Genomic DNA, 22,178 nt, shown 5'->3' on the forward strand with positions numbered 1-22,178 from the left:
TCTCTATTACTAGAATACGTTTCAGCATAAAAAAAAACAACTAAATCTCTTTTTCTTACAGAGAATTAGTTGTTTTTTTTCCATTCAACTCAATATCACGCTATAAAAATACTATATTGTTTTTTTAAGGTGTTCGAGAGCCTGCTGGCTAACTTCGTTCGCTTGAGCTATACAGTTATTGATTCCAAATCCTTTGATTCCATTCCCGGCCAAATATAGACCAGGATATTTTTCACTCAAAAACTCGAACAAGTTCTTTCTTTTTTCTTCGTGTGTCAATGTAAACTGAGGAATAGCATTCGGCCAGCGCTTAATTATCTTGTAGTTGGGTTCACTATCGATTTTTAACATGCTGGACACATCTTGGATGATTTCTTCTTCTATTTGCTTGTTACTTAAAGACATCATGACCCCGTCTACGCTACGCCCGAAGTAAATCCCCAAAAGCTCTTCGTCCTTATCTTTAAAATGGTTCCATTTTCTATTCAGCCACACAATGCTTTGAATATATGAATTATTCCTTCTGACAGACAGGACCCCGTTGCCTTTAGGCGGATTCTTCAAGGAACCTTTTGGAAAGCTGAGCAGCAAAAAACCCACGGACCCCATCTTGATTTCTTTGAAGTAATCACTTAACTCGATGTCTATGAACAGTTCATTATAAGATCCAGGATCCGTTGCCACAACGAGGGAATCTACTCTCAACTGCTCTTTCTTATTTATATCAAGGATGTACGTATTGTTGATACTTCTTTTTATTTCAGTGACCTTTTTGGAAAATCTTATTTTTCCGCTTACTTTATCGGTCAATTCTCTGGTCAGTGTTTCCAGTCCCTCTTTGAATGTAGCATACATACCATCTCTATCACGCATGTCAGGATGGTTCTCCAGAACTTTTGTCCAGGTTCCGTATTCCTGTTCCAGTTCTACGATGGGTTCATTGAATCCATGGATCCCGATCTCATCAATATCACTTGTATAGATTTTAGCAAAGTACGGTTCGGCTGCATATTCAGCCATTTCTTCCCCGATACGTTGTGCGAGGTACTCTTTGGTTGTGATTTCTTCATTCGCTTCTTTTCCGGAAAAATATGTATTCCTTAAAAAATCCAATTTCCCTTGGAACGAAATCAAGTCAAGCTTCCATATATCTGTCCGCCTGACGGGAATCCCTTTATACGTAGGACAATCAAAGTTATACAACTTATTGAAAGCATACACATCCTGTTTGCCATTCTGACTTAACTCTATCTCATCCTTGAGGCCTAATTCTTTAATCAGTTCCATTGCTTCAGGTAGCCGTGTATCGATCGACTCGGCTCCTAAATCAATAAACTCTTCTCCAAACTTCATGGTATACAGTTTTCCTCCAGAACGGATGGATGATTCTAAAACGATTATTTCCACAGGTAGCTCTTCCTTATCGACCTGCTGCTGTAAGCGATACGCAATAGTGAGGCCGGTCACTCCGCTCCCAATAATGGCGATTCGTTTTTTGTTTTTGTCCATTCGTCATACCTCACATACTATAATGATATTTTTACGATTCTACTTCATTACTAAAATCAATCCAGGCTTTCTTTATCTTATCTTAGAGCATTTGATTCTAAGAGGATTTTGAAAAGCACTTATAATTGAAGCAATCTTTTCTATTATACCATGAAGCAGATAAAATACATTAAAGTTATTTTACTATACGGTTAACATTATATTAATAAAAAACCATATGACTTTGAGCATTCGATGCTCAAAATCATATGGTCCAGTTTTATTATTTGTTTAATGCGTCTTTAGCTTGATCTGTCAATGATGTGAATGCTGCTGCATCATTGATCGCCAAGTCAGCCAGCATTTTACGGTTCATATCGATGCCCGCAACTTTTAGTCCGTGCATGAATTTAGAGTAGCTCAAACCATTCATACGTGCCGCTGCATTGATACGTGCGATCCATAATTTACGGAAGTTACGTTTGTTTTGCTTACGGTCTCTGTAAGAATACATATATGATTTCATTACTTGCTGTTTTGCAACTTTGAACAAGCGATGTTTTGCACCATAATATCCTTTAGCTAATTTTAATACGCGATTACGGCGTCTGCGAGTGACGACTCCACCTTTTACTCGTGCCATTGTTTTTCCTCCTTCAATACAATCCTAGAAATCTAAATTTTTATTTCATGTAAGCTAATTGCTGTTTGATGCGTTTGTAATCACTGTCTGAAACCATAGCAGATTTACGTAATTTACGTTTTTGCTTCTGCGTTTTGTTCGCAAACATATGGCTACGTTTTGCGTGACTTCTTTTTAGTTTTCCAGAACCTGTTCTTTTGAAACGTTTTGCTGATCCTCTATGCGTTTTTTGCTTAGGCATTATACTTTTCCTCCAATACTCTTCTCTAAAATTTTAAGCAGAATCATAAAGTGATGATTCTATTGCTTATTACTTCTCACTTTTCGGTGCGAGCATCAAGAACATGCTGCGGCCATCCATTTTAGCTTTAGATTCAACTTGTGAAATATCAGATGTTTCTTCCGCCATACGTTCTAATACTTCACGTCCAATTTCCTTATGAGTAATAGCTCGACCTCTAAAACGAATAGAAACTTTTACTTTATCGCCTTTATCCAAGAATTTACGAGCGTTACGCAATTTAGTGTTGAAATCGTGGTCATCAATGGTTGGGCTCAAACGAATCTCTTTAACATTGACGATTTTCTGATTTTTTCTTGCTTCACGTTCTTTTTTCTGTTGTTCATAGCGATATTTTCCGTAATCCATTATACGAGCCACTGGGGGTTTAGCATTAGGAGAAACAAGAACCAGGTCCATACTGGCATCTTCTGCTAATCTCAATGCTTCGTTACGTGAAATGACTCCTATCTGTTCACCGTCTTTACCTATCAACCGTACCTCATTAGCGCGAATACGATCGTTGACAATCATGTCTTTAGCTATGGTGGTCACCTCCAAAGTATTTGCGAGAAAAACACAGAAAAAGACGACATTTCTATTAGCTATAGAAATCCCGCCTTATCTCCGCATAAAAACACAAGTCATTGCGTTTAATTATATATACGTTCATATCTGCCCAGAGATTTGCATCACTTAGGCGAGAAGCGGGGGCTTCTGCTTTGTTTTCTCAACTTTCTAATAATACCATCAATGATCTGTGTTGTCAAATCATTATTTAACTCTTCATTTTTTACCTTCTGTTTTCAGTTTCTCAATGAATGCATCCAATGCGACAGTCTCTGTTTTATTCTCACCATACTTACGTACAGCAATCGTGCCCTCTTCCATCTCATTGTCACCAATGACAAGCTGATAAGGGACCTTGAGTGTCTGAGCTTCTCTTATTTTATAACCCATTTTCTCATTACGCATATCTACTTCCACACGCAGACCTTGTAATGACAATTTTTCCTGCAGGTCTTTGGCATAGTCGCCGTGGATATCCAGATTAACAGGAATGATTTTAGCCTGGACTGGTGCCAGCCAAGTAGGGAATGCCCCTTTGTAACGTTCGATCAGGTAAGCCACAAAACGTTCCATTGTCGAAACGATCCCTCTGTGGATAACGACTGGACGGTGATTGTCCTGGCCATCTTCCCCGACATATGTCAGATCAAAGCGTTCAGGGAGCAGGAAGTCCAGCTGAACGGTGGACAATGTTTCTTCTGTGCCTAAAGCTGTTTTCACCTGTACATCGAGTTTAGGACCGTAAAAGGCAGCTTCTCCCATGGCTTCAAAGTATTCCAGACCCATTTCGTCCAGAGTATCTTTCAGCATGGATTCTGCTTTCAGCCACATGGCATCGTCGTCGAAATACTTTTCAGTATTCTCAGGATCACGATAACTCAGGCGGAAACGATAGTCCGTTATATCGAAATCTTCGTATACAGCCAGCATCAAATTGACCACACGTCTGAATTCTTCCTTGATCTGATCTGGACGGACAAAGACATGCGCATCGTTCAGGGTCATTTCACGTACTCGCTGCAGACCGGATAGCGCCCCGCTCTTTTCATAACGGTGCATCTGACCAAGTTCGGCAATTCGGATAGGCAAGTCTCGGTAACTGCGAACATCATTTTTAAAGACCATCATGTGATGTGGACAGTTCATTGGACGCAGGACAAGCATTTCTCCATCACCCATGTCCATCGGCGGAAACATGTCTTCATGATAGTGATCCCAGTGACCTGATTTTTTATAGAAATCCACGTTGGCCATAATCGGTGTGTAGACATGTTCATATCCAAGGTTGATTTCTTTATCTGTAATGTAGCGCTCGATGATACGTCTGATCGTTGCCCCTTTAGGCAGCCAGAAAGGCAGACCAGAACCGACTTCCGGATTGAGCATAAACAGGTCCAGCTCTTTACCCAGTTTGCGGTGGTCTCTCTGCTTCGCTTCTTCACGCATCTTCAGATATTCTTTCAGTGCTTTTTTATCAAAAAAGGCAGTACCGTAGACGCGCTGCATCATTTTATTATCTGAATTACCTCTCCAGTAGGCGCCTGCCAGAGAAAGAAGTTTAAAGACCTGGATCCGTCCTGTCGACGGAACATGCACCCCACGGCAGAGATCGGCAAACTCACCTTGTACGTAAATCGAGATGACTTCATCTTCCGGCAAGTCATTGATCAGTTCCGTTTTATATGGATCATTTTTAAAAAATTCTAATGCCTCTTCCCGGCTGATTTCTTTTCTTACGATAGGAAGATTCTCTTTAACGATCGCCATCATTTCATCTTCGATCTTACCTAAATCTTCATCTGTGATGGGTTCGCTCGTATCTGTATCATAGTAAAAACCATTCTCGATAGCCGGGCCCACTCCAAATTTCGCATCCGGATACAGGCGCTTGATCGCCTGGGCCATCAGATGAGCTGTTGAATGGCGAAGGACTGACAAGGCATCTTCATGATCTTGTGTGATGATCTCGAGCATCCCGTCTTCGTCTAAAGAACGGCTGAAGTCTATGAGTTCACCATTCCATTTGGCGGCCAGCCCCTTCTTTTCTAAAGACTTGGCAATACTCCCGGCTATATCTTTCGGTGTTGAGCCCTGTTCCACTTCTTTAACTGTACCGTCAGGCAGTGTGACATTGATTTGTTCGACCATTTTTATTCCTCCTTATATATAAAAAACGTCCCATTGAATAAGTTTACCTCATTCAATGGGACGTCAGAATCATACGCGGTTCCACCCAAAATTTATAGAAAAGTACACGTGTACTTTCTATCTTCATTACTCGATAACGCTGAGGCTGCGACTATTTTTACTCAGGATTCAAAATAGTACTCGAAAGGGGTCTGCGGCAGTTAGTCTTAAGAATGTCCCAGCAGTCATTCTCTCTCTGAAAAGCTACGCTGTCACAGCTGTCTTTCTCTTCGTTTTATTGTAATGATCGTATCATAAGTTCATTCGTTTTACAATACTCTCACCCTATTTATGTCTTCTGTTTTCTCCGGACATCTCTACTTCTTCAGCCAGGAATCTGATTCTTTCCATGATACGCTTCGCCTTCAGCGGTTCGTTTTCTCCACGCTGTGAAAAAGTCAGGTGTTCATTCTCCAGCTGGTCCATATCGAAATTCGAAGTAAAGAACGTCGGAAGTTCTTCCTGCATACGGTATTGAAGGATCACACCTAAAACATCATCTCTGATCCAGGACGACATGGAGTCTGCTCCAATATCATCGATCATTAGGAGTTTAGCCCTTTTGAAGCTATCTAACTTGTCTTCTGTGGTATTTTTACCAATAGAATTTTTCATTTCAACAGCGAATGTTGGAAAATGGACGATTGTTGATGCAAATCCTTTTTCTGACAACTCGTGTGCGACAGCCCCGAGCAAATATGTCTTGCCAACACCGAAAGATCCATGAAGGTATAGTCCTTTGTGGAAAGCTTTAGGATTGCTAACGTATCTTCCAGTAAACTCCGTTGCTTTTCTTAAAGCAAGACGGCGATTTTTTGTTACTTCAAAAGAATCGAATGTTGCATTTTTTAAATCCTTCGGTAAAAAGACAGAATTGATTCTATTCTTGATTTTTTCTTCAGTTCGTCTGTTGATCAATTCAGGGGTGGGCTCATACGTCACATCTATACGATGATTATTCAAAATCAGCTTTGGCTCATACCCCGGAGCAAGACCCCCACTCATGTTTTCTGCTTTCTGCTTTTCAGAAACGAATTCATACAGTTTTGAGGCACTTCTTTCGATCGCGGATTTATCCAGTACCTCTTTATTTTCGGCAAGGAATCTTCTGACCTCAGGATCTTTAAATACCTGATTTTTCATTATATCCTGATAGGTTTGGTTTAATTTATTCTGATCCATCATTTTTCCAAGTTGATCTTTTAAGCTCTCCATTAAATGTCACCACTTTTCATTTCACGAATTTTTCTTAACTCTTCTCTGAAAGCTTCTTCCTCTTCTTTACTGACTCTCTCATCTTTCTGCTGATCTTCCTTTGCCCATGAGGGGAGTGTTTCTTTTCTACTGCTGGCAGAAGATTTATAGCCCGCTTTGTAGCTGGACTTAGACCGGGATTGTTTCTGACTGCTTTTATCCCGGGCCGAATCGTATAGTTCCTTGACTTTCAGCATAGCTTCTTCGGGCGAACTCACTTTATTCTGAGCCCAGTCATTTGCGATTTTACTGGCCAGATTTTTCTCCAGCATCGGAGCGTTTTTCACGACCAGTATATAATTCATCAATATATTGATCACAGCTGTGGATAAGGGGGCCTGTTCAACCAGTTCCTTTAACAGCCATGTTTCATTCGACGTGACATAGCCGCCTTTCTGCTGTTTGATGGATTTCAAGTATGCATAAGGTTGTGTCTTTTCAGCATGTAGAACGATTTCGATTTCTTCCTTTTTAAATCCTTTTGCTTTCAGTTCCTGAGCTCTTCTCCCTTCATCAGGGCTACCTTTAGAAGATGATTTAAGTTGTTTCGATTTACCTAAAAAATGATTATGGATAATGCGGGTCAGATTTTTTTCACTGACTTCTCCAGAAGTAATATCTGCTGATTCCATAACAAACTTCTGCATATCCAGTTCATTGATAGCATAGATCGAATGAAAGGTCTCGATCAGTTTTTTTATATCAGGGGTAAGTGATCTGGAACGGATAAAGTGTTTGTTTAATCCTGACATGAAAAAGTCCCAGTCAAAATCACTGTCTTTTAATACATCGTCCACCAGAGAGCGTTTTGTCGTTTGACTGGGCATATCGATAGAATTAAATGTTTCAGTATAGTTTTCCATATTGAAATGGACCACTTCATGGAAAGACTTTGTTATTTCCTGGTATCGATCTGTTGAATGAGCCGTTTTGATGTATTTTTTCTTTAATTCAGAAACGAGACGCTCCCCCACTTTTTCAGTAAGCAGCATTCTCAGCATCGTGTCCTGGAAGAACTGCTTGGGACTCAGGGGGGCTTCGATATTTAATAAATAAGTCTCTTCATTCTCCTTGTGCTTGTAGACTTTCAGCAGTCCATAGGCTTCAAGTTTGATACGTGACTCGTAATATTCCCGCAGGCCTATATCCAGTTGAGTGATGACATCTGAAAGGGTCAACTCTCTGACTTCAGATGTATCCAGATACTCTTTGATCAGCAGATACAGACTTGCTGCGTGCACGCCCATTAAAGGCTGATACAAAGAGAGAACAGTCGATACATTTAAATCAGATAAAATGTCTGTCTTACTCAGTATCAAACTGTCTTTCGGGCGAAGGTTTTTCCATGGGTAACTCATTATGTGTTTATCCTTTCACTTACTCTTTGTCTTTTCTCTTTTTCTCCAGTTCCTTCATCTCCTGCATGAAGACTTCGATATCTTTGAACTGACGGTATACACTTGCAAAACGAATATAAGCGACATCATCAAGATCGACAAGTTCTTCCATAACATATTCACCGATTTTTGTTGAAGGGACTTCACTAAGTCCAAGATCACGAATCTTCCGCTCTACTTTGTTTACGATATTTTCCTGATCTTCTGCTGTCACCGGACGTTTTTCACATGCTCGTCTAATACCTCTGAGCAACTTTTCTCTGCTGAATTCTTCACGGTTGCCATTCTTTTTGACAACTAAAATCGCACTTTGTTCGATTCTCTCAAATGTAGTAAATCTAAACGAGCAGTTCTCGCATTCACGCCGTCTTCTGATAGCCCGGCCATCGTCAGCCGGTCGACTGTCTATCACTCTGCTTCCATTGTGCTGACATCTAGGACAATGCATATATTTCAGCCCTTTACTTTGGATTTCTTAAGGTTATTATACCATATGACTAAAGTGGTGACGAATAGTCATTTTTTGTCAACCAGTCATCGATCTGCTGCTTTGTCTGCTCGCGTGTCCCACTGTTGTCGATAACGACATCCGCTTTATCTTTTTTTGATTTTAATGGTTCTTGCGCTTCTATGCGTTTGACAGCCGCTGATTCTGTCAGCTGATCTCGTTTCTTTAATCGACTCAGCTGGGTTGAATAATCCACATACACCACCATGACTTCATCCACTGCCTGATCATAACCGGCCTCATACAAAAGGGGGATGTCAAGAACGATCAGTTTATGTTCGTCTGCACTCAATTCACTCTTCTTCTTCATTATTTCAGCGAAAATCTCTTTTTGTACAAGCGCATTGAGCTGCTTCAGCTTCTCGCTGTCATTAAAAACGATATCCCCTAATGTCTTTCTATCTATGGACCGGTCCTTGTTCAGGATCTCCCGACCAAAGCATTCAATGACTTTTAAATAGGCAGGTTCTCCCGGTTCCATGACTTCTCGGGCGATCACATCCGCATCAATGACAGGAAAACCTGATTCTTTCAAATATCGGCTGACTGTGGATTTCCCGCTGGCAATGCCTCCCGTCAATCCTAATACGTGTGCTATGGCTTGTCACTCCCTGCTTTTTGGCATTGCGGACAATAATGAGTCCCCCGCTGGCCAACTTTGATTTTTCTGATCGTATGCTGACATCGCGGACACACTTCTTCGGTTTTTCCATAAACCGAAAGATAATTCTGGTAACTGCCCTCATCTCCATAAGCATTTGAATACGTACGGATGGTCGTTCCACCTTTTTCGACGGCTTTGTTCATGATACTGATGATCGAATCTCTCAGTCGCTTGATTTCACTTTCATTCAGTTCTTTTCCTTTTCTTTCAGGATGGATATAAGCATCATAAAGGATTTCATCAGCGTATATATTACCTATTCCCACTACGATCTTCTGATCAAGCAGACAGGCTTTTATGGGACGCTCCGTTTTTTTCAAAGCGTTTATTAAATAGGCTGTTTCCAAAGTATCATCTGTGGGTTCAGGGCCCAGATCTTTCATCGATGGATGCAACTCCAAGTCAGCTTTTTCAACTAGACTCATCTTTCCGAATTTCCTTACATCCAGATATCTCAATTCTTCCCCGCTGTCAAGTTCAAAGACGACGTGTGTATGCTTAGTCAAGGGGACTTCAGGTCTTTCCAGACGGTACTTCCCTTCCATCCTCAAATGACTGATCAGAACGTCACGACTCAAGACAAACAATAAAAACTTGCCTCGACGGCGGATGTCCTCGATTTTCTGTCCCTGTATCCTCTGCTGAAATTCAGAAACCTGAGGATCTTTAATTATATTATCCCACAGTACTCGGGTATTGACGATCCTTTTGCCGATGATCAGCTTTTTTAATCCGTTTCGAACATTTTCCACTTCGGGTAATTCAGGCATATTTTCAACTCTTTCTCTAGTGTTAAATTCAATAAAAGAAGCGGGAATCGATCCCGCTTCTTATCTTTATCATTTTGCGTCGTACCAGCTGTCTCCATAACTGCTGTCGACCTTCAAAGGCACAGAGAGCTGTACTGTATTTTCCATGACTTCTTCTACAAGTTTTTCCAGTTTTTCGATCTCGGCTTCAGGCACTTCAAATATCAGTTCATCGTGGACCTGCAGAAGCATCGTCGCCTGCATCTTTTCTTCTTTGATCCGTTTATTCATTTCGATCATTGCCATTTTCAGTATATCCGCAGCGCTTCCCTGTATAGGTGTGTTCATAGCGGTACGCTCAGCAAAGGAACGTAAATTGAAATTCCTTGAATTGATATCCGGCAGATAGCGTCGGCGATGGAACAGCGTCTCGACATAGCCTTGTTCCTTGGCCTGACGGATTATTTCATCTATGAATGTCTTCACGCCAGGAAAACGTTCAAAATAGGTGTCGATATACTCTTTTGCTTCTTTCCTCGTGATGTTCAGATTCTGTGACAAACCATAGTCACTGATACCATAGACGATACCAAAATTCACGGCTTTTGCGTCACGACGCATGTTGGGAGTGATCTTTGAAGCATCATCCACATCAAATACTCGCATAGCAGTCGTGGTATGAATATCCTCGTCATCATTAAAGGCTTTGATGAAATGCTCGTCTTCTGAAATATGTGCCAGAATGCGCAGCTCGATCTGAGAATAATCGGAAGCGTATATTTTCCACCCTTTTTCTCTAGGCACAAAGGCCTGGCGGATTTTCCTGCCCTCTTCCAGTCGGATCGGTATGTTCTGCAGGTTAGGATCCACCGAACTCAACCGGCCGGTCCGCGCAACAGTCTGCAGGTAACGGGTGTGTATCTTGCTCGTTTCCGGGTCGATCACTTTCAAGAGACCTTCGATATAGGTCGATTGAATTTTAGAAATCTGACGATATTCCAGAATATACTCAACGATCGGTGCCTGGTCTCTCAATTTCTCAAGGACATCCTGAGCGGTTGAATAGCCTGTTTTCGTTTTTTTGATCACTGGATAGCCCATTTTCTCAAAGAGAATCACACTCAACTGTTTGGGTGAATTGATATTAAATTCTTCTCCAGCCTCTTTAAATATCTGCTTTTCGACTCTATCAAGGGTTTCCTGGAACTCACCTTTCATTTTTTCCAGTCGCTCAGCATCTGCTGTAATCCCTTGAATCTCCATTTCTGCGAGCACCATGGCAAGCGGCAGCTCCATTTTCTTCAGTAGATCTTCCTGTTCGTTTTCTTTCAGTTCTTTGTCGAGCGTTTCTGAAAGAGTATTAATAGCTAAAACTTTTCGGGCTAAGTGATCATGCATCCGCGATTCGTCTTCCGGCCTGCTGATTTTCTTGCCTTTTCCATAAACCATTTCATCCGGCGAAACACCCTGATAATCATGTTTGACTGCAACATCCACAAGGTCACCACTGCTGCTGTCCTCAGCGGTGAGCAGATATGACGCCAGCATGATATCGAAGCTTATTCCCTTTATGGTCAACTCATTTCTATTCAGTGCAACATAGGTCTGTTTTGCATCATAGACGACTTTTTGCATGGCTTCGTCTTCGATCCAGTTTTTGAATGCGTCAGACTGGAAAACGGTCTTCGGATCTGCAACATATACATTGTCCTTGTTTCCCCAGGCCACACATATTATCTCCGAATGATGATAGTTCTCATCAAGCATTTCTGTATAAAGCGCCATACCATCTTTGAACATGGACGCATCGATTTCTTCCACGAAAGTAGAATCGATCTCCGTGAGCTCTTCAGCCAGTTCTTCCATATAGTCGGTCGTATCCAGCTTGCTTAAATGAGAATTGAAATCCATTTCCTTGTAAAAAGAGATGAGGGCTTCCATGTCCTGACCATCATAATCCAGCTCATCCAGAGAGATCTCAACAGGTGCATCCCGGTCTATCGTAGCAAGTTTCTTGCTTAAAAAGGCCGTTTCTTTTTCATCTATCAGATACTCTTTACGTTTTGATTTTTTCATTTCATCAATATGTTCATACAGATTTTCAACGGATCCATATTCATGCAAAAGTTTAAGTGCTGTCTTTTCTCCGATTTTAGTGACCCCGGGTATATTGTCTGAAGCATCACCGGCTAAACCTTTCATATCGACGATCTGCTCAGGCGTTATCCCCATCTCTTCCTGAATGGAATCTTTTGTGTGTTCTTTAAGGTCTTTGACACCTTTTTTGGTTATATCGATACGCACGTGGTCAGAAGCCAGCTGGGTCAAATCTCTGTCTCCTGTCAGAACGACGACCTCGAAGCCTTTTTCTTCCGCTTCTCGGGCCAATGTGCCGATAATGTCATCCGCTTCATAATCCGGCAGTTCATAGCTTTTCAGACCGAACCCCTTTAAAAGATCTTTCATATAGGGGATCTGTTCAGCAAACTCAGAGGGCATTTTAGAGCGTCCGCCCTTATACTCTTCAAAATATTTATGTCTAAAAGTGGTCTTCCCGGCATCGAATGCGACGAGTGCATGCGTCGGTTTTTCCTTGTCCACAATGACTTCAAGCATGTTATGAAAACCGTATAACGCATTGGTGTGCAATCCATTCCTGTTCTTCATTCTTTCCAGTTGGCTATGCAGTCCATAGAATGCGCGAAAAGCTACGCTATGCCCATCTATCAATAGCAGTTTTTTATTATCGGTCAATTTACTCCACTCCCAGTTGTTATTCCTATGACTATAGTACCAAAATTTCAGGGATAGAAAAAGAGAACGTACCTCGGAGCAGGAAACATCTCGAACACGCTAGGCGTTCCAGATACTCCGTCTTCTCTTCAGTACCTTCTCTAAATATTTTAATTCACAGCTTCAGACTGACTCAAAATCCGTTCAAAAGCATGTTCGAATTTTTCGACATCTCCTGCCCCCATAAAAATAACGACCTCATTTTTATGTTTTAAAAGTGGGGACATATCGTCTTCTGATATGATCTCTTTTCCTTTTTTTGTCTTTTCCAGCAGATCTTGGATAGTGACTTCACCATTCTGCTCTCTAGCAGATGTAAAAATGTCACACAGATAAACGGCATCTGCCAGATCGAGGGCTTCTCCGAATTCATCCATCAAAGCGATCGTCCGGCTGAATGTATGTGGCTGAAAAACAGCGACGATTTCTTTATCCGGATATTTCTGATGGGCAGCATCCAGAGTCGCTTTGATTTCAGCAGGATGATGGGCGTAATCATCAATGATCACAGTGTCCATCACCGTTTTTTCAGTGAAACGTCTTTTGACTCCTGCAAAAGACATCAGACGTTCTTTAACTTTGTCCTGATCCAGACCGTCATAGTGGGCAAAGGCAATAACGGATAAGGCATTCTGGATATTATGCTTACCGAACGAAGGGATAGTGAAGCGTCCATAAAAGTCGCCGCGCACGTAGACATCAAACGATGAACCGTGTGTCGACCGTTCAATATTTTTTGCCTGAAAATCATTATATTCATCAAAGCCATAATAAACGATAGGTACAGAAGCATGTAACTTCTGCAGTCTTTCATCATCCCCGCAGGCAAAGATCGCTTTTTTTATCTGCTGTGAAAACTGTAAAAAGGCGTCCTGAACATCATCGATACTCTTATAGTAATCTGGATGGTCAAAATCTATATTGGTGATGATTGCGTAATCTGTCGCATAAGCCAGGAAGTGTCTTCTGTATTCACAGGCTTCCAGAACAAAGTATTCCGCATCTTTCACACCACTGCCGGTTCCGTCGCCTATCAGGTAACTGGTATCTTTGATGCCGCTTAACACATGGGAAAGCAAACCGGTCGTACTGGTTTTACCGTGTGCCCCTGTGACAGCGATACTGGTATACTGATTACTTAACTCGCCCAAGAAGTCATGGTAACGTTTGATGGGCAGGCCCAGTTCTTTTGCACGGACGATTTCTTCATGCGAATCAGGGAATGCATTACCGGCAATAATGGTCATCCCTTCTTTGATATTATCCTTATCAAAAACGAACATCGGAATACCGGCTTCTTCTAGATTCTTTTGAGTGAAAAAATATTTCTTTACGTCAGATCCCTGTACGTCATAACCTTTATCATGCAGAATCAGTGCCAGCGCACTCATACCTGACCCTTTAATTCCAACAAAATGGTATAGCGTATTTTGTATCATTTTTGTAGTCCTCCAATTATCTCTAACAAGCTAAAATCACATCGTTATATACTATATGACAAATGAATGATAAAAGCTAGTCCTCAGATTCTAAAGTTAAAATATGCTAATGCGTTTGTAAAATCTCCGATACAATAGGACTACCGATCCTTTTTGTTTTCAAATAATCCGGGAACGTTCCGTCTATTCCGGTTATTCCCGCCTTTTTCCTCTTCCATGATCGCTTCCAGCGTACGGTTTAGGCCATAGGCTTTTCTGGTCATCTTTTTCTTCTTATTCAACCCTGGCTTGCTAGTCCTATCCTGTTCTGGAGGCTGTTCAACTTTCGCTTTTTCTGTGCGCCACTCATTTTCAAGTTCTTCTGTCAGGAACTCTTCGTATACAATCAGATCACGGGTCTCTTTTTTCATTTCTTCTTTTAATCTCTCGTAATCCACAGCCGGTTTCGTCTCTTTTTTTGGTTTATGGTAGCCATAGATAGGTGAAGGCACTTTGCTCACTTCAAAAGGAGGAGTAATATAACCTCTACGTCTATCTTCCTCTTTATGACTCAAGTATTCTTTAAACCCTTTTTCTACGGTTTCTCTGCTTTTGACATGCTTAGGAAGTGAATAGGCGTCATCAAAAGATACCTGTTTCGTCTTTTTGTTTTTCTGATTTTTTTCTGCTTTACTGCTGGTTTCAAAAAAATCTGTATATTTGGAAGACATCGTTTCCCTCCTCTATCTTAATGGAATGACTGGTTTAGAGTTTGAATTCAGCACCCGTTTCACGGTCATCATCCAGAACCATGATTCCTTTTGACTCCTGGGGAAGGCCGAGTTCTCTTGCTGAACATACCATTCCTTCACTCTTGACTCCTTTGAGTTCTCCAGGCCAGATGATCATTCCGTCGGGCATGACTGCGCCAACCTTTGCAACCACAACTTTCTGTCCTTCAGCAATATTGCCCGCACCGCAGACGATCTGAACGATTTTACCGTCATTGATTTCAGTTTGAGTGACATTTAAATGGTCAGAACCTTCTACCGGTTTACATGTTTGAACATGACCAACGACAAAGTTTGGTCCCTCCTGCAGTTCAAGTGTCACATTGAAGCCAGCTTTTTCGATCAACTTATTCAGTTCAGCGACATCTTCTTCTGATAAAGAAACTGGCCCGTTCGTCAGATCATTTATAATAGACGAAGCATTAAATACGTTGTAACCAACGACTCTTCCAGTTTCTTTATTCGTGATTTCGACCAGATCGTCGACTCTTTTGAATTCCTGTACATCACTTTCACTTTTTTCAAGTAAAACCATCAATACATCTTTCAAACCGTTATTATTATACGTACTTACAAACATTTTATGTTCTCCTTTAATCTTCTGTATTTTATTATTTCAGCTTTAATGTTTCCAGTGTGGAACGATCGAAGGCCTTTACGACACGATAAACCATTTCCCGCGCAGCTTCATAATCATCGATTCGAAACAGTGACTGGTGGGTATGGATATAACGTGCCGGAACACCAATGACAGCACTCGGGATCCCCTGATTCAGCTGATGTGCCGCAACTGCGTCTGTTCCGCCTTTTGAGACAAAATACTGATAAGGGATATCGTTCGTCTCAGCTGTATCAAGTAGAAACTCTTTCATTTCTTTCGACAATATCATCCCAGGGTCCTGGATCCTCAGCAAGAAGCCTTCACCCAAGCGTCCAAAAGCTTCCTTGTCACCATTTAAATCATTAGCAGGTGAACAATCCACAGCAAAAAAAGCATCTGGATCAAATTTCCTTACTGCCCCCTTTGTTCCACGGAGACCTACTTCTTCCTGAACATTCGCACCCGCGATCAGCGTACTCTTGAGTGATTCATCTTTCAGCATTTTAAGCAGTTCCAAGACCAAGGTGACACCAAAGCGATTATCCCAGGCTTTACCAATGAAGGATTTGCCATTTGCCATTTCTATCGTCTCTACGTCCGGTACAAGTGCATCTCCAGGTCTCACGCCAAACGACTCTGCTTCTTCTTTGGATTCAAAGCCACCGTCAAACAGGATATCTTCAATAGATAACTTGGATGCCTCTTTATTTTTCAGCAGATGTGGCGGGACTGAGGAAGAAACGACAGGGTAATTCCCCATACGGGTCTGTAGTGTGAACCGTTGAGATGAAACGACGTAAGGATTCCATCCACCCAGAGGCAGGACTCTGATCAGCCCTTTTTCCGTGATCGAAGAGACCATAAAGCCTACTTCATCCATATGAGCTGCCACCATCAGTTTTGGTGCCTCTTTTTCCGATGATTCTTTCACGCCAAAAAGTCCACCAAGTCCATCATAATCGATGCTGTCCACGTAGGGGGTCATTTCGTCACGCATAAACGCTCTCACATCATGTTCAAATCCACTTGTTCCCTGTAATTCAGTCGTCTTTTTTATAAGTTCTCTCGTATTCAGATCTGTGTGTGTTGATGTCATTTATCTGTTTCCTCTCACTAAACATAGTATTGTACCTATTCTTAATTATTATACACAAAAATCTGTTGGATTTTAAGCTTTCCTATTCCTTTTCTATTACACTTCACTCACTTGTGTGATAAAATAGACCTAACCTATAATTTTAAAGGAGGAGTCGCTGTGTTTCAGTCAGAAAAAATGAAAGGGTCCCGTTATTCTTCGCAAGAATGGGCACTGCTTTCCCTCGTTCTTGTGTTGTCCTTTCTAATTGGTGCTCTATCATTCAGACAATACAGTAAGAAAAAAGCTTTAAAAGCCGATGATATCTTAAAAGATGTTAAAAAGGATTTCCTCGAAGAAGGCCCATTAGACGGATCCTGGATAGAACTGACAAAAGTACCGTGGAAAAAATTTGCGCACAAAACAGATGTTTACTATGGCGGGATATCCCGTTATGAAGAGAACAAACTTGTCCAGTATGAATTCATCGCTGATGCCTACACAGGCAGTATCATCGATATCTACCGTGTGTGACAAAATTTATGAGCAGTTAGAGAGAGGGTGGGACTTTTGTCCCACCCTCTTCTGCATTTACTTATGTATAATCGCTAGCATTTATTTTCAACCCTTCATAGAATGCTCTGCACCAACTCACTACAACGGATTTGGCCTATTTAAATAAAAAATGCCGTTTCCAGCACTATCTTCTATCCTACCCTTACTCAAATCCTATGGATATATCTTTCGAGATCTGTTGTGACAAGTTTTGTTGCCGCTCCTCACAAAAAGGTGTGCCTATTTCGCTTTTGCGACAAGTTTTGTTGCCGCTCCTCACAAAAAGGTGTGCCTATTTCGCTATTGCGACAAGTTTTATCGTCGCTACTCGTAAAAAGGTGTGCCTATTTCGCTATTGTAACAAGTTTTGTCGTCTCTACTCGTAAAAAGGTGTGCCTATCTCACTATTGTGACAAGTTTTGTCGCCGCTACTCGTAAAAAGGTGTGCCAATGGCCTAGATCGACTGGTTCACTAGCAGATAGTAGATGGCTGCAATCTTACAGCAGGCATCGTACGGCCAGCTAACAAAACAGGCCGAATCAAGTTGAGCGGTACTGTGCTGATTTTAAAAAAAACGAAAGGAGCCTCGGACAAATGTCCCAGACTCCTTTCCTACGTTTATTCAGAGCTGTCAAAAGTAAGAACTGCTTTATATATCCTGTTGCCTTTTTTAGAGAATTTTTCTTCATACTCAGTCATGACGTTGTCTGTCACATCACTGTTGTGCAGATCAAGATACACTTCGTTCAGTTTTGCAGAATAATGCGAGAAGCTGACCAGAGAGTATTCAAACAGTTTCTGATTATCTGTTTTAAAATGAAGTTCGCCTTCCGGATTCAAAATCGTTTCGTATACCTTTAAAAACGACTTGTAAGTCAAGCGTCGTTTTTCATGACGGTTTTTTGGCCAAGGATCAGAAAAGGTGAGATAGATACGATCGACTTTATTTTCTTCAAAATACTCTGCCAGATCACTTGCATTTGCTTGAAGCAGCTGTACATTCGGCAAGTCTTCTTCTATCTGTTTCTCCAGAGCAGTGACGATGACACTAGTCTGCAGTTCGATACCAATAAAGTTTATTTCGGGATGCTGTTTCGCCATATTGATGATGAACTGGCCTTTTCCGCAGCCTATTTCCACATGTATCGGATTTTCATTCCCAAATCTTTCCTGCCAGCGTCCTTTAAGTCCTAACGCTTCTGTGACAACATACTGATCATACTCTGCCAGTTTCTCTTTAGCGTATGGTTTGTGACGTAATCTCATTTGAATTCTCCTTTAGTACTCATTAAAAAAGAGGCCAGATTGAAAGACCTGACCCAATTTTATGTTTTTATACGATTTAAGACTGTATTTAATTTAATCAAATCATTGTTCATTCTGATATAATCCTGTTTTTTATGATTATGTTTCAAGTCATTAAGCAGATTCAGCAGGCTATACCAGTATACTTTTTCTTTCGCATACCCTTCTGCAGCAAATTCGACTGATTCCAGCCAGGCATCCCATTTCTCTGGATGGATATACCGCTCCATAAGCTGACTGATATCATGACAAGGATCCGAGATAACGACAGAATCCCAATCCACGAGATAGAGATGATTATCAGTGGAAAGAAGTAAATTCTTGTGCGAGATATCGCCATGACAGACGACTTTATTCTCGGTACTTGTTTCATCAGGTAGATTCTCTTTTAAATAAACGATGGCTTCTTTGATTAAAGGATGGATTCTGAGGTCTGGAGCTAAATCGGCAAGCGATTGATTATAGAGATCAGTTGGATTTAAAACATTGCCCCCAAGTCGCATCAGCATGCGTTTTAAACTTTGGGATCCATGAACCTTGCGAATAATATTGAATACACTCGTCATGTGCATTTCTTCTTTATGAAGCGTACGCCCGCTGCACCATTCCTGAGCAGTCAGTACATCTCCGTTTCCTATTCTCTTTGTCCAGACGAGTTTAGGTGATATACCTTCCAGCGATAAAGCTGCTAAAAATGGAGAAGAATTGCGCTTTAAAAATAACCGTTCTTCATTTCGCGTCCCCATATATGCCTGACCTGTTTCTCCTCCGATAGGATGCAGTTGCCACCCCGATTCTCTCTCCAGCTCCATACTCACTCAATCCTTTTTTATCTCATTAGTCAAACAATGGTAAAGACATTGATGCACCTTCTATTGTAGAAAGAAAATCAGTTATCGTCAAGCGCATGCATGTTCTTTTTTATTTTTCAGTGTAGAAATGTCTCCATTAATTCGTTAATTCGTTAATTCGCCACATTGTTTAACGATCTCTTTTTCATAACAACTCTGTAACAAGCGAGTGATCGAGCCTTTTTTCGATACATCAAACGTTTTATCATCGATTTTACTGATCGGCATGACTTCTTTTGTTGTACTTGAAATGAACACTTCATCTGCATTCAGAAGTTCTTCGGTCGTAAAGGCTTGCTCATAGACTGGGATGTTCAACTTTTCTGCACAGGATTTCCAGACGATTTTAGTGATGCCGGGTAAAATAAGGTTGCCATCAGGATGCGTATATATAGCACCGTCTTTGACCATCGCAACGTTTGAAGACGAACACTCTGTGATGATATCGCCTCGGTGCAGAATGGCTTCATCTGCATTCTTTTTATGCGCTTCGTGTTTAAGCATGATGTTTCCGAGCAGGGAAATCATCTTAATGTCACATCTCAACCAGCGTATATCGTCTTCAAGGGTAGTTCTCATACCATTTTTCATTTTATCGATTTTTCTTTCACTTGCTGTTATAGATCCTGTCAGAAGCGGGACAACATCCTGAGACGGATAAGAATGATCTCTTGGTGAAGCATTCCCTCTCGTCATTTGAATGTAAATAGATCCATTTTTCACTGCAGACTCCCTTAGAAGATCCGTGATCAAAGCTTTTAATTCAGCTTTTGTAAGCGGCATGCGCATCTCTATTTTTTCTGCACTTGTAAAAAAACGATCGATATGTTCATCAACACAAAAATAGGTATGATTATATATTCTAATGACTTCATATACTCCGTCACCGAATTGGTAACCTCTATCTTCAAAATCGATATTAACTTTGTCTCTGTCTATTATTTCTTTTCCCCAAATGACTTTCATATAAAAATCCCCTTTTTATTTTTTTAATCGTCTCGGCATATAAATATAAGTAAAGAACAGGCTGAAGATACCATTCAGCAACAGTAACCTCATAAATGCCAGGATACCGCTATTGACAGAAGATATACTATAAATAATAGACCCACCTGTCAGTAGCAGCAAAATTAATTTTTGAATAGTTTTTATTTTATCAGTATCTGTATTAGGATACAAATTGAAATACACCGTTTTTTTGAATGTTTGTCTTAACGGTATCAGCTGGAACCCGATCAGATACAAAAAAAGTATGCTGATTAGACTATTGATGATCCAGTTCTCAGAAAAATAAATAACAACACCTCCAATCAGCAGCAGTCTTAGATACAAGCCGCTGAAATTGTAGTTTCTGACAAACATGCGCGACAGAAAATACATTTCGGTATTCCGGTCAAGTACAGGAAGTGTATACAAAAAGTCCATAAATTTTAGCCGTTTCACCTTATATTTTGAATAAGGGGTTTCTATAAACAGGTTGATGATGGAATATATCTTCTGTATTCGTCTCTGTTCCGTTTCGATCAGCGTTTCCCAGTTCCAGCTGTCTGACTGACTATATTGAAACACAAATAAAAAGAATAGTCCCAGCGTGACAACTGAAATAAGAAATCCTGTTATAACGGAAATAAAAAGACTCACCATGATACCCACTATAGAAACCGATCCAATGATGAGGCGGATAGTTCTGCCCCTTTCACTTCTGTGCTGCTTCAGTGAATAATAAGCATGGATGCCATGAATGACTTTCCAGCATACCAGCGTCAGCAGCCAGAAAACAAAACCATTGCTCTCCATATGACCGATCGCTGAAAGTAAAGGCGCAGCTAATACGCCTATTAACAAAGTATAGAAACTATGAAAAATAAGACTGTAGATCAGATTTTTTTTCATCACCTTATCAAAGGCTTTTTCTTTAGGCAAGAGGAACACGGCATCCGCAGGTTCAACAAGCGTGCGGATACTACCAGAAAAAACCGTGAGTCCGATAACTATAAGAAGCAGGAGCCTGGGAACCAACGCATTATACTCGACAGCTTCCAGATAGTTCTGGTAAGCCAGACCTGTAGCCCCGCCCAGAAAAAGCAGTAAGATGACAAAGTGATCATTCAAGACATATTTAAGATATTTACTCATTTTTTTGTAATAAATAGATTGTCTTGTTTTGAATAAATCTCCTATCGTCATTTTAAAAAACCTTCTTTATCCGCCAGCTGGGTATACATTTCATCCAGCGTGGCTCCCGGCATGCTAAATTTTTCACGCAGCTCATCTAGAGTCCCTTGAGCATAAACTTCTCCATTGTCGATGATCACAAATTTATCGCAGATTCGTTCTGCATTTGCCAGCACATGCGTCGACATCAGCAGCGAAGCCCCTTCTTTCTTCTTCTGTTCCATCATCTGGATAAGATCTCTGATCGCTATAGGATCAAGTCCTAAAAAAGGTTCATCAATGATATACAGCGACGGTTCAATGATGAAGGCACACACGATCATCACTTTCTGCTTCATGCCTTTCGAAAAATCGCTGGGAAACCATTCTAAACGGTCGGTCAGGCGAAATTTATCCAATAGAGGCATCGCTCTCTCCATAACTGTAGAAAGTGGCACATCATAGGCCATTGCCGTTATTTCGATATGTTCTTTCAAAGTCAGCTCATCATAAAGTAAGGGTGTTTCAGGAATGAACCCTATTTTCTTTCTATAAAGAGGAGGATCCTCTTTCAGCGTTTTACCATCCAACTGTATCTGCCCTTCAAAAGGATCCATCAATCCGATGATGTGTTTGATCGTCGTACTTTTGCCAGCCCCATTCAATCCGATCAGACCGATCAGCTCGCCATCGTCTAAATCGAACGATATACCTTTCAGGACAGGCGTCCGACTGTATCCACCTGTCAGGTTCGTGACTTTAAGACTCATTTAAACGTTCCTTCCTTGCATTTATTGTAATTATTTTACCATATCTCAACAGGGTAAAATGGATTTTAGGCTTCTTTTTATTATTTACCACTATTATATGATAAACTGAGTGTATACAAAATGA

General features: G+C 41.0%; 21 protein-coding genes and 1 other annotated feature. Of the genes, 1 reads left to right on the forward strand and 20 read right to left on the reverse strand.

Annotation, left to right across the window (positions count from 1 at the left end):
* Window positions 1-111: 111 nt before the first annotated feature.
* The 15 genes from hemG to pepA all read right to left on the reverse strand — a co-directional run bounded on the left by hemG (window position 112) and on the right by pepA (window position 16,439).
* Window positions 112-1,509: a protoporphyrinogen oxidase gene (gene hemG, locus BMX84_RS04630; RefSeq protein ID WP_091487639.1), complete on the reverse strand. Its 1,398-nt coding sequence runs from the start codon at window positions 1,507-1,509 to the stop codon at window positions 112-114.
* Between the two features lie 262 nt (window positions 1,510-1,771).
* Complete coding sequence (gene rplT / locus BMX84_RS04635; protein ID WP_091487641.1) at window positions 1,772-2,131, reverse strand: 50S ribosomal protein L20; 360 nt, start codon at window positions 2,129-2,131, stop codon at window positions 1,772-1,774.
* Between the two features lie 40 nt (window positions 2,132-2,171).
* A complete protein-coding gene (rpmI, locus tag BMX84_RS04640) occupies window positions 2,172-2,372 on the reverse strand; it encodes a 50S ribosomal protein L35 (protein WP_091487643.1) in 201 nt (66 codons plus the stop codon).
* Between the two features lie 69 nt (window positions 2,373-2,441).
* Window positions 2,442-2,945, reverse strand: a complete 504-nt coding sequence (gene infC, locus BMX84_RS04645) for a translation initiation factor IF-3 (RefSeq protein WP_091487644.1) — start codon at window positions 2,943-2,945, stop codon at window positions 2,442-2,444.
* Between the two features lie 252 nt (window positions 2,946-3,197).
* Window positions 3,198-5,129 (reverse strand): threonine--tRNA ligase, encoded by a 1,932-nt coding sequence (gene thrS / locus BMX84_RS04650; RefSeq protein ID WP_091487646.1) that lies wholly within the window; start codon window positions 5,127-5,129, stop codon window positions 3,198-3,200.
* Between the two features lie 53 nt (window positions 5,130-5,182).
* Window positions 5,183-5,408, reverse strand: a binding site (T-box leader).
* Between the two features lie 45 nt (window positions 5,409-5,453).
* Entirely contained in the window at window positions 5,454-6,383 is a 930-nt protein-coding gene (gene dnaI, locus BMX84_RS04655) for a primosomal protein DnaI (RefSeq protein WP_091487648.1), read from the reverse strand.
* On the reverse strand, window positions 6,383-7,780 hold the full coding sequence (locus tag BMX84_RS04660) for a replication initiation and membrane attachment family protein (protein ID WP_091487650.1): 1,398 nt from the start codon (window positions 7,778-7,780) through the stop codon (window positions 6,383-6,385). The genes dnaI and BMX84_RS04660 overlap by 1 nt, the downstream gene beginning before the upstream one ends.
* Window positions 7,781-7,799: 19 nt before the next feature.
* Complete coding sequence (nrdR, locus tag BMX84_RS04665; RefSeq protein WP_091487652.1) at window positions 7,800-8,267, reverse strand: transcriptional regulator NrdR; 468 nt, start codon at window positions 8,265-8,267, stop codon at window positions 7,800-7,802.
* A 49-nt stretch (window positions 8,268-8,316) separates the two neighbouring features.
* Complete coding sequence (gene coaE, locus BMX84_RS04670; protein ID WP_246119110.1) at window positions 8,317-8,907, reverse strand: dephospho-CoA kinase; 591 nt, start codon at window positions 8,905-8,907, stop codon at window positions 8,317-8,319.
* Window positions 8,908-8,921: 14 nt separating this feature from the next.
* Window positions 8,922-9,761 carry a DNA-formamidopyrimidine glycosylase gene (gene mutM, locus BMX84_RS04675; RefSeq protein ID WP_091487655.1) on the reverse strand — a complete coding sequence of 280 codons (840 nt, stop codon included), beginning with the start codon at window positions 9,759-9,761 and terminating at the stop codon, window positions 8,922-8,924.
* A gap of 69 nt (window positions 9,762-9,830) precedes the next feature.
* Window positions 9,831-12,494, reverse strand: a complete 2,664-nt coding sequence (gene polA / locus BMX84_RS04680) for a DNA polymerase I (protein WP_091487657.1) — start codon at window positions 12,492-12,494, stop codon at window positions 9,831-9,833.
* Between the two features lie 149 nt (window positions 12,495-12,643).
* A complete protein-coding gene (gene murC / locus BMX84_RS04685; RefSeq protein ID WP_091487658.1) occupies window positions 12,644-13,972 on the reverse strand; it encodes a UDP-N-acetylmuramate--L-alanine ligase in 1,329 nt (442 codons plus the stop codon).
* Between the two features lie 140 nt (window positions 13,973-14,112).
* A complete protein-coding gene (locus BMX84_RS04690) occupies window positions 14,113-14,682 on the reverse strand; it encodes a hypothetical protein (RefSeq protein ID WP_091487660.1) in 570 nt (189 codons plus the stop codon).
* Between the two features lie 34 nt (window positions 14,683-14,716).
* On the reverse strand, window positions 14,717-15,322 hold the full coding sequence (gene ytpR, locus BMX84_RS04695) for a YtpR family tRNA-binding protein (protein WP_091487662.1): 606 nt from the start codon (window positions 15,320-15,322) through the stop codon (window positions 14,717-14,719).
* 31 nt (window positions 15,323-15,353) lie between these two features.
* Window positions 15,354-16,439 carry a glutamyl aminopeptidase gene (gene pepA, locus BMX84_RS04700; RefSeq protein WP_091487663.1) on the reverse strand — a complete coding sequence of 362 codons (1,086 nt, stop codon included), beginning with the start codon at window positions 16,437-16,439 and terminating at the stop codon, window positions 15,354-15,356.
* Between the two features lie 159 nt (window positions 16,440-16,598).
* On the opposite strand from pepA, the gene BMX84_RS04705 reads away from it, so the two are divergent.
* The gene (locus BMX84_RS04705) at window positions 16,599-16,952 is read left to right on the forward strand and encodes a hypothetical protein (protein ID WP_246119111.1); all 354 of its coding nucleotides are present in this window, start codon (window positions 16,599-16,601) and stop codon (window positions 16,950-16,952) included.
* Window positions 16,953-17,592: 640 nt separating this feature from the next.
* Here the strand turns inward: BMX84_RS04705 and trmB are convergent.
* From trmB to BMX84_RS04730, 5 genes are all read right to left on the reverse strand, one after another.
* Window positions 17,593-18,240 carry a tRNA (guanosine(46)-N7)-methyltransferase TrmB gene (gene trmB / locus BMX84_RS04710; protein WP_091487665.1) on the reverse strand — a complete coding sequence of 216 codons (648 nt, stop codon included), beginning with the start codon at window positions 18,238-18,240 and terminating at the stop codon, window positions 17,593-17,595.
* A 59-nt stretch (window positions 18,241-18,299) separates the two neighbouring features.
* Window positions 18,300-19,091, reverse strand: coding sequence for a phosphotransferase family protein (locus BMX84_RS04715; RefSeq protein WP_091487666.1), 792 nt, complete (start codon window positions 19,089-19,091; stop codon window positions 18,300-18,302).
* Between the two features lie 144 nt (window positions 19,092-19,235).
* Window positions 19,236-20,096, reverse strand: coding sequence for a D-amino-acid transaminase (gene dat / locus BMX84_RS04720; protein ID WP_091487668.1), 861 nt, complete (start codon window positions 20,094-20,096; stop codon window positions 19,236-19,238).
* 15 nt (window positions 20,097-20,111) lie between these two features.
* Window positions 20,112-21,317, reverse strand: a complete 1,206-nt coding sequence (locus tag BMX84_RS04725) for an ABC transporter permease (RefSeq protein WP_091487669.1) — start codon at window positions 21,315-21,317, stop codon at window positions 20,112-20,114.
* Window positions 21,314-22,054, reverse strand: coding sequence for an ABC transporter ATP-binding protein (locus tag BMX84_RS04730; protein WP_091487671.1), 741 nt, complete (start codon window positions 22,052-22,054; stop codon window positions 21,314-21,316). The genes BMX84_RS04725 and BMX84_RS04730 overlap by 4 nt, the downstream gene beginning before the upstream one ends.
* Window positions 22,055-22,178: the final 124 nt, after the last annotated feature.

Origin of the sequence: Alkalibacterium putridalgicola (assembly GCF_900109825.1) — a bacterium.
GTDB lineage: Bacteria > Bacillota > Bacilli > Lactobacillales > Carnobacteriaceae_A > Alkalibacterium > Alkalibacterium putridalgicola.

What these genes read in the sequence shown, in the direction of transcription:
- hemG (WP_091487639.1), bottom strand. Translation starts at nt 1,509, where the DNA reads ATGGACAAAAACAAAAAACGAATCGCCATTATTGGGAGCGGAGTGACC.
- rplT (WP_091487641.1), bottom strand. Translation starts at nt 2,131, where the DNA reads ATGGCACGAGTAAAAGGTGGAGTCGTCACTCGCAGACGCCGTAATCGC.
- rpmI (WP_091487643.1), bottom strand. Translation starts at nt 2,372, where the DNA reads ATGCCTAAGCAAAAAACGCATAGAGGATCAGCAAAACGTTTCAAAAGA.
- infC (WP_091487644.1), bottom strand. Translation starts at nt 2,945, where the DNA reads ATGATTGTCAACGATCGTATTCGCGCTAATGAGGTACGGTTGATAGGT.
- thrS (WP_091487646.1), bottom strand. Translation starts at nt 5,129, where the DNA reads ATGGTCGAACAAATCAATGTCACACTGCCTGACGGTACAGTTAAAGAA.
- dnaI (WP_091487648.1), bottom strand. Translation starts at nt 6,383, where the DNA reads ATGGAGAGCTTAAAAGATCAACTTGGAAAAATGATGGATCAGAATAAA.
- BMX84_RS04660 (WP_091487650.1), bottom strand. Translation starts at nt 7,780, where the DNA reads ATGAGTTACCCATGGAAAAACCTTCGCCCGAAAGACAGTTTGATACTG.
- nrdR (WP_091487652.1), bottom strand. Translation starts at nt 8,267, where the DNA reads ATGCATTGTCCTAGATGTCAGCACAATGGAAGCAGAGTGATAGACAGT.
- mutM (WP_091487655.1), bottom strand. Translation starts at nt 9,761, where the DNA reads ATGCCTGAATTACCCGAAGTGGAAAATGTTCGAAACGGATTAAAAAAG.
- murC (WP_091487658.1), bottom strand. Translation starts at nt 13,972, where the DNA reads ATGATACAAAATACGCTATACCATTTTGTTGGAATTAAAGGGTCAGGT.
- BMX84_RS04690 (WP_091487660.1), bottom strand. Translation starts at nt 14,682, where the DNA reads ATGTCTTCCAAATATACAGATTTTTTTGAAACCAGCAGTAAAGCAGAA.
- ytpR (WP_091487662.1), bottom strand. Translation starts at nt 15,322, where the DNA reads ATGTTTGTAAGTACGTATAATAATAACGGTTTGAAAGATGTATTGATG.
- pepA (WP_091487663.1), bottom strand. Translation starts at nt 16,439, where the DNA reads ATGACATCAACACACACAGATCTGAATACGAGAGAACTTATAAAAAAG.
- trmB (WP_091487665.1), bottom strand. Translation starts at nt 18,240, where the DNA reads ATGAGATTACGTCACAAACCATACGCTAAAGAGAAACTGGCAGAGTAT.
- BMX84_RS04715 (WP_091487666.1), bottom strand. Translation starts at nt 19,091, where the DNA reads ATGGAGCTGGAGAGAGAATCGGGGTGGCAACTGCATCCTATCGGAGGA.
- dat (WP_091487668.1), bottom strand. Translation starts at nt 20,096, where the DNA reads ATGAAAGTCATTTGGGGAAAAGAAATAATAGACAGAGACAAAGTTAAT.
- BMX84_RS04725 (WP_091487669.1), bottom strand. Translation starts at nt 21,317, where the DNA reads ATGACGATAGGAGATTTATTCAAAACAAGACAATCTATTTATTACAAA.
- BMX84_RS04730 (WP_091487671.1), bottom strand. Translation starts at nt 22,054, where the DNA reads ATGAGTCTTAAAGTCACGAACCTGACAGGTGGATACAGTCGGACGCCT.